Origin of the sequence: Acinetobacter sp. GWC1_38_13, from assembly GCF_001767535.1 — a bacterium.
In the GTDB taxonomy this organism is placed as follows: Bacteria; Pseudomonadota; Gammaproteobacteria; order Pseudomonadales; family Moraxellaceae; genus Acinetobacter; species Acinetobacter junii.
The window spans coordinates 1-7,814 of sequence record NZ_MELG01000094.1; the positions used below are offsets into that span (position 1 = coordinate 1).

Sequence of the window (7,814 nt, forward strand, 5' to 3'; positions counted from 1 at the left end):
GTTTTATTTTCAGTCTTAATTATTACAGCACTTTCAATTCACTTTTTCTTTTCCGAGAAAATCGTTACGGATTTATGGATTATAGTCGTTCCTGTAATTTTAGGTATACCTATGCTCACAGCAATTACGCTTACTAAAGATGAAGAGCTAAATTTGTCTTAGTTTAAAAGAGCTTAAACTGACTTTAAAATACTTAATAGCCCGAGAGGTATAGTTACTACACCTTTCAGGCTATTTTTATATGGGTACCTTAAACTATTTGCTCAACGTTATTAGTATTTTGATGATTCAAAGCTTGAAAATCATGTCCTGATGGAGCTTGATAAATTCTCAGTCCAAACTCTGGGATAATTGCAATTAAGTGATCAAAAATATCAGATTGGATTGCCTCATAAGAAGCCCATGCAATTGTATTGGTGAATGCATAAATTTCTAAAGGTAGTCCTTCGCTTGTAGGTTGTAACTGACGCACCAGAATAGTTTGATGCTGTGCGATACCTTGATGTTGACGTAAGTAAAATTCAACATATGCTCTAAATGTACCAACATTAGTCAAACGTCGCTTGTTGTATTGCGATTGATTGCTGAGTTGTTGGTTAAACTCATCAATTTCAGACTGTTTCGCATCTAAATATTGATCTAATAATAAAAACTCTTTTAACTTCTGTTGTTCTGTATCTGTCATAAAGTGAACAGTGCTTTGATCAAGAAAAATTGAACGTTTTATGCGGCGGCAACCCGAGTTACTCATCCCGCGCCAGTTTCTAAATGTATCAGTCACAAGTTTGTTGGTTGGGATGGTTGTAAATGTCTTATCAAAGTTTTGTACCGTCACAGTATGTAATGACATATCAATTACGTCACCATCCGCGTTTAGCGATGGCATTTCTATCCAGTCACCAATGCGCACCATGTCATAAGAAGATATTTGAATACTAGCAACTAATGACAGAATCGTGTTTTGGAAAACTAACATTAACACCGCTGCCATCGCACCAAATCCAGCCAATAAAGTAAATACATCTTTTTTGAGGAAGGTGCCTAGGATCATCAGACCACAAACGACAAATAGGATTAACTTGATGAGTTGAAGATAACCTTTGATGGGTTTGTTTCTGGATTTTGGGTTACGTTGATAAAGTAAGTTAAAAATATTGAGGGCTTCACTAACCGTTAAGGCTAGAGTCAGGAAAATAAATGCCTGAGCACCCATTTGTACAAATGTAATCACTTTGGCTGGGAGATGCGGAATGGTCGTAATACCATTCATAATCACAATAGCAGGGACGATATTTGCAAAGCGACGAGTAATACTGTGTTGCGCAAAGATTGATTGATTTGGTGATTTTAATTTGGTGATTAAATGTCTAATACCACGAACGATAATTCTTTTAGCAATAAAGTTTGCCAAAGCGGCAAAGAAAATCAGAATTGATAATGCGACTAACATTTCTAGCCAAGGGTATTGGCTCAATTCAGTTCGAATATCGCTAATAAAATTAAAATAATTCAAAATAAAAACACCTTAAAATTCTTTAATGCGAGAATTGTAAGGTGTTGAATTGAATTCTGATAATTTGCTGACAGTTTATATACGAACTGTAAGGTGTTATTACATTCAATTACCACATCAGATCATCAGGGATCACATATGCTGCGTAAGGATCTTCTTCATCTGTAGTTTGGTCATTTTTCTCATCTTTATTATTAACCAAAATGAAGCCTTGCATTTTTTGATCAATTTTTTCGGCTAAAGCCTTTGGTAGATATGCGTATTGTTCCTGATCTTTTGCGACAACAAGAGAACCTGATACCAGCGCATTATAAATTTGTTGATTGATGTAAACTTTTTTGATCTTGTTCTCATCAATAAATTGATAAGCAATATCACCCTCTGTATTTTCAACTTTATGTTGTTTGATCATTTGAATGATCGAGGCTTTCAACGCTTTTTCTTCAAGAATTTTTTGCTTTTCTAAATTTAATGCCTGATCTTTTGCTAATTTCTCTTGTTTTGCACGATCAATTTCAGCTTTTAATTCAGCATCATCATTTTGTCCAGTGCGCTGTTCGTGCTGAGCCTGTTTGGTTAGTTTCTTCGCTTTTTTATTATCAACTAAGCCCGCTTTAAGCAATTGAGCTTGTAATGCATTTTTTACCATAATTCAATCCAAATCTGAGTGTGATGAAGAGCGAAAATAAACGATCCAATAGGTCATACTTAATACAAGACTCAGTCCTGCAGGTATGAGAAAAGTTTGTAATTTTAAATAAGGATAAAGCAAACTGGCAATCAATCCACCCACTAAAAAACCCGTAAAAATTAGAAAATGTAAAAAAATACGCCTATTTTCAATTTTTAAACCCCGAACTTTGTAGCCAATTGTCAAACCAATATCTGTCAAAACTCCAGACAGATGTGTGGTGCGAATGATTGCTCCTTTGTAATGGCTAACCATTGCATTTTGAACACCCATTGCAACGCAAGCCCAAAGAAGACCATAACGAGGAAAGTAAGGGAGGAGCAGCCATGTGAGGAATAAAAATATAGCAACAAGGCTGAGCGGAAATCCATAATGGTGACCAAAAGTCACATTACTATTTCCTAAAATCAGTCCACTATAAAAGGAACCAATAACGAAACAAATAACAACTAAAGCTAAGTAAATAAAGTGGTCAGGTTGCCAGTCCAGTAAGCTCATTGCAAGCATACTGACATTTCCAGTCATATGAGAAACAGATTGATGAAGAACAGTAAATAAACCTAAAACGTTTACCATTCCTGCATTCAATGCCAATAAAAAAGCACCGATTTGAATCCAGTTTGGTAAACGTTGTAAAGGCATAATAACCTACGATTATTGACGGTTACGAAAATCTACTGCAGCAGTGAATAAAACATCAGTTGATGAGTTTAATGCAGTTTCAGTTGAGTCCTGCAAAACACTAATAATCATACCAATAGCAACCACTTGCATTGCGACTTCTGATGATATACCAAATAGGCTACATGCAACAGGGATTAGCAATAAAGAACCACCAGCAACACCAGATGCACCACAAGCGGATACTGTGGCAACAACTGATAAAATAAGCATTATGCTTAAATCAACGTGAATACCTAGTGTATGTACAGCGGCTAATGTTAATACTGTGATAGTTACAGCTGCACCCGCCATATTTACCGTAGCGCCTAAAGGAATCGAAACACTCGCAGTTGCTTCATTAACACCCAAACGATGAGCTAAATCTAAATTCACAGGAATATTCGCTGCTGAGCTGCGCGTGAAAAAAGCAGTAATACCACTTTCTTTCAAACATTTGAAAACTAATGGATAAGGATTCGAGCGCATTGTAACTCCAACAAGAATTGGATTAATTACAAGAGCAACGAAGAACATCGTACCAAGAAGTACCGCAAGTAAATGGGCATAACTTGAAAGAGTAGCCAAACCTGCATCAGCAAAAGTAACAGCGACTAAACCGAAAATACCGATTGGAGCGAATCCAATAACAACATGAATGATTTTATTGACCGCATCTGCAACATCTGTAAGTACTTTTTTGGTTGTATCAGAACTATGACGCAATGCGATGCCTAAACCAATTGCCCAAGCTAAAATTCCAATGAAGTTTGCTTCACTAATTGCTTGTACTGGGTTTGCAATAAAGCTTAAAAGAAGATTTTTTAAGATTTCAGCTAAACTACCAGGTGCTTGTAGTTCTGATTGTGTAGTTAGATGAAGAAACAACTGACTTGGGAATACAATACTTGCAATCACTGCACTAAATGCAGCGAGTAGCATACCGACTACATAGAGGGTCATGACAGGTTTTAAGTTTGAATGCTGTCCAACTTTAAAATTCGCAATTGAAGATAACACAAGCACGAAAACTAAAATGGGTGCAACAGACTTCAAAGCTTTAATAAACAATTCACCCAATAAACTTAAATAAGGTGTAACGTTAGGAAACAGCATTGCCACGCCAATTCCTAAAAAAATAGCGATAATAATTTTGGTAACTAAACTTAAGCGAGACAGTACACTAAACATATAAAGGCCTTACAAACCCATGTGCGGTTTAAGGTTAAACAAGCGCCGTATTCTATACCTAAGCACCATGAATAATAAAATTTTTTTTGATGATGAATTACTTAAAAAATTGCGTAAAAATTAACATAATGTTTTTGCAAATGTTTTATCAGAAAGCATTTTATCTTTTTGCATAAAAAAACAGCATTTATCACTGTTCTCCTAATTTTTTTCAATAGGAGATATGCTTTGAACTGCCTGATAATGCGAAAGAAAAATTTCACCTGTTAATTCATCCACGAGCTTTGATTTTCTTAAACGATCCATCACAGGACTCTTCACTTCAGACAGGTGTAGTTTAATATTAAGACGCGCGAGTTCCTTATTTAACTCTTCCAACATTTCTAATGCACTAAGATCGATGTTGCTGATACTTGAGCAATTTATAATCACATGTCGGATTTCTGCATTTTGACTAAGTTCAGTAATCACATAGCCTTTTAATACGTGTGCATTTAAGAAGCTTAGGTTTTCATCAATACGAAAAGAGGCAATAGTCGGAACAGTAATGACATCATAGCGTGATACATTTCTAAAGTGTTGAGTTCCTTCTATCAGACCGATCACAGCTATATGTGGACGGCTGACACGCCATAGCAACATGATAAAAGTAAGACCAATACCAATAATCAGACCTGTAGAAATATCAATGAATGTTACGCCGAGGAAGGTTATTAACATCGCAAAACCATCTGCCTTTGAATATTTCCATGTTTCGATAAAAGGAGCGATAGTGATGAGTTTCCAAATGGAGACTAAAATTGTAGCGGCTAATACAGTTAGGGGAAGAGTTTCAAAGATACCTGTAAAATACAAGCAGACTAAAATCATAGTGAGAGAGGAGAGGACACCTGAAATCGGTGTTTTTGCACCTGCATCACTATTTACCACAGTGCGTGACAAGCTACCTGAAACCGCAAAGCCATTATTAATACTTGCTGCGATGTTTGCGAATCCTAAAGCAATGAGTTCTTGACTACTATTTAAGTCATCACGTTTCTGTAGAGCAGTGGCTTGAGCGATTGCAAGAGATTCTACAAAGCTAATCATGGCAATCATAAACGCGCTTGGTAAGAGCTTAAAAGCAAGCTCAGAATCCCATGACGGAAAATAAAAATGTGGTAAACCACTCGGGATAGTGCCGACGGTTTTTAAACTATTTTGTTCCAGATCAAATATTGCCACGATAATGATTGATGAGATAACAACGATTAATGGGATAATTCGAGCCAGGAAAACTGAGTGCACAAATTTTGGTAAAAGCACTAAAATTAATATGGCGGCACAACTGAAAATTAAACTGATTAAGCTAAGTTCTTGTATATGTTTGACTAAGCTAGAAATAAATTCAGGAATATTATTTGACTGAAGAGGTATATCTAATAAAAACTTAAGTTGCCCGAGAGCAATCAGTAATGCAGAAGCAATGATAAAACTTTGAATAACTGGATGGCTAATCAATTGTATTAAAAAACCAAAGCGCAATAATCCTAGAACTAGCGAGATTACTCCTACCATCATGCTCAATAGATAAACCGCTTCGATGTATTGCTGACTACCGACAGGGAATAATGGATTTAGTGTTGCAAAGACCATCATCGAAATGATTGCAACAGGACCAATCGATAGCGTAGTGCTGCTGCCAGTGAAAGCATAAACAATCATCGGCAATATGCTTGCATAAATACCCATAACAGGTGGCAAACCAGCAAGCATCGCATAAGCCATACCTTGTGGTACTAACATTGCGAGAACGATAAAAGCAGCAATCAAATCGGATTTAAAGCTCGATATTTGATACGTTTTTAGCCATTTAAAAGCTGGAAAAAGAGTGCTTATACTCAAATCTATTTTTTTCATGCATATCAAAGTTTATATCGTTATAACGATATTATGCAGGAAAAGCCAATAGCTTAAAATTTAAATCTAACTTTATGAACGTTAAATATTTGGACAGTAGTTCTCATACAATGTTGTTAACACAACTTGTAACTTAGGATCACTAATGGAGTAGAAAATTTGCTTTCCTTCACGACGTGTTGAGACAACTTTGCTTTTTCTTAGCATCATCAGCTGCTGAGATAAGGTCGGCTGGAAAATCTGAGTTTGTTCTTCAATCTGAGATACATTTAACTCTTGTTTAGCTAAATGGCACAAAATAATTAGACGATCTGTGTTAGCTAGAGATTTAAGCACATTTACTATTGAACTTGCTGATTCTCTCATTGCTTCAATCTCAAGACTTGTTTGCATATTCACCTCATCTAACTGCACTAAAGTTTAGTATAAAATGACTAAAAGGTAAAAATGTAGTAAAAGTGGATAAATGCAATGGTTTTTAGTGAAGATGTATATAAGAAAAAATGATAAGTGAACTCAATTTTAATCGCGAGTTGGTAATTTTACGGAAAAAGAGATTTAGTTTACTTTTCTTGTTTTTTGATTGTGATTGGAAAAACTGATTTTCTTTTAAATAAACTAAACAATAAAAATATGTAATTAATTTAAATAAAGAATATAAAAAATTTAAAAAAAAGATTGCGAAAGTTACTTATAGGTGTATACTTTTAAACAAGACAGAATGATCTGTCTGCATAAAAAGGATCGGGATGTGCAATTTGTACGACCGCCAGAGGGTAATAATATTTATTATTCTTTCCGACTCAGACGCAAGCGTGAGATATTCTAATAACTATAAATCACGCTTTACTTTTTTCTTCTCTTTTACTCATTTTTATAAAAAGCGCTGACTTAAGGCAACGCTTTTTCGAAAGCAATTAAATGCTCAACTCGCATCCAATATTCATCCATATCAACAGAATGTCTATTAATTTGTGCTTGAATGGTCATCCCATCCAAGATACTTACGATTAATGTCGCAAGATGAGATGGGTTTCGGATACCAATATTGGTCAGCAAACCTTGAATAAGTGTGGTTAACCAAATTTTGTATTTTGTTGCCGGTTCTAATGTTGATGGGTAAATCTTAATCACTTCTTCCAAAGCTTTCTGAAACATACAGCCATTAAAATCTTCACTGTTGAACCAAGCTTCATACCATTTAAAAATAGTTTTGAGTTGACTCATGTAATCATTTGGATCACAAGCGGATAGTGAGGCATTTAATGATGTTTGCAAATTGATATTACGTTGCTGTAGGCATTCTTCGATTAATTTTTCCTTTGATGGGAAGTATTTATAGAATGTCATTTTGGCTACGCCAGATTCACTAATAATACGATCAACCCCAATCGAATTATAGCTATGCGAATTAAAGAGTTTTAAAGCAGTGTTAATAATATCTTCTTTTTTTGACATACATAGCCTCAAGTTTGCTCATTGCCACACAGAGCATTTTTTTTGCATCCTGTTATGCAATTTTGGCAGGAATTTTACATGGTATTGGTCAATTATCATAGGGAAAAATGGCTTTATTTATTTAACTGTTTTTTTAATTAACAGCTGTAAATATGTGATAAAAATAAGGAGTTGAAAATATGGAAATATTTATAATAATCAAATTATTGCATATATTTCTTCTTTTAATTTTTATATATTAGACTTCTTGCAAAAATCAAAAAACGATCAACGTTTTGTTTGTTTTTTATCCATATTAAAAAGTCATGTTCTACTATCATGAGTACATGAAATATGAAAAAGTAAAGATGCTATCAAATAGTCAGTTTAAACGACTGATTGGAATACAACCCTCAACCTTTT

At 34.8% G+C, this 7,814-nt stretch carries 7 protein-coding genes; all 7 read right to left on the reverse strand.

What is annotated here, in order from left to right; translation table 11 throughout:
* Nucleotides 1–250: 250 nt before the first annotated feature.
* The gene (locus A2003_RS10050; protein WP_005402716.1) at nucleotides 251–1,513 is read right to left on the reverse strand and encodes a mechanosensitive ion channel family protein; all 1,263 of its coding nucleotides are present in this window, start codon (nucleotides 1,511–1,513) and stop codon (nucleotides 251–253) included.
* Between the two features lie 109 nt (nucleotides 1,514–1,622).
* Complete coding sequence (locus tag A2003_RS10055) at nucleotides 1,623–2,162, reverse strand: DUF2058 domain-containing protein (protein ID WP_004915432.1); 540 nt, start codon at nucleotides 2,160–2,162, stop codon at nucleotides 1,623–1,625.
* A 3-nt stretch (nucleotides 2,163–2,165) separates the two neighbouring features.
* Complete coding sequence (locus A2003_RS10060) at nucleotides 2,166–2,846, reverse strand: YoaK family protein (RefSeq protein WP_004954688.1); 681 nt, start codon at nucleotides 2,844–2,846, stop codon at nucleotides 2,166–2,168.
* Nucleotides 2,847–2,858: 12 nt separating this feature from the next.
* Nucleotides 2,859–4,055 carry a serine/threonine transporter SstT gene (gene sstT / locus A2003_RS10065; RefSeq protein ID WP_112986624.1) on the reverse strand — a complete coding sequence of 399 codons (1,197 nt, stop codon included), beginning with the start codon at nucleotides 4,053–4,055 and terminating at the stop codon, nucleotides 2,859–2,861.
* A 201-nt stretch (nucleotides 4,056–4,256) separates the two neighbouring features.
* Nucleotides 4,257–5,954 (reverse strand): SulP family inorganic anion transporter, encoded by a 1,698-nt coding sequence (locus A2003_RS10070; RefSeq protein ID WP_286687287.1) that lies wholly within the window; start codon nucleotides 5,952–5,954, stop codon nucleotides 4,257–4,259.
* Between the two features lie 81 nt (nucleotides 5,955–6,035).
* Nucleotides 6,036–6,347: an ArsR/SmtB family transcription factor gene (locus A2003_RS10075; protein WP_004915442.1), complete on the reverse strand. Its 312-nt coding sequence runs from the start codon at nucleotides 6,345–6,347 to the stop codon at nucleotides 6,036–6,038.
* A gap of 498 nt (nucleotides 6,348–6,845) precedes the next feature.
* The gene (locus tag A2003_RS10080; protein ID WP_112987636.1) at nucleotides 6,846–7,412 is read right to left on the reverse strand and encodes a TetR/AcrR family transcriptional regulator; all 567 of its coding nucleotides are present in this window, start codon (nucleotides 7,410–7,412) and stop codon (nucleotides 6,846–6,848) included.
* Between the last annotated feature and the right edge of the window lie 402 nt (nucleotides 7,413–7,814).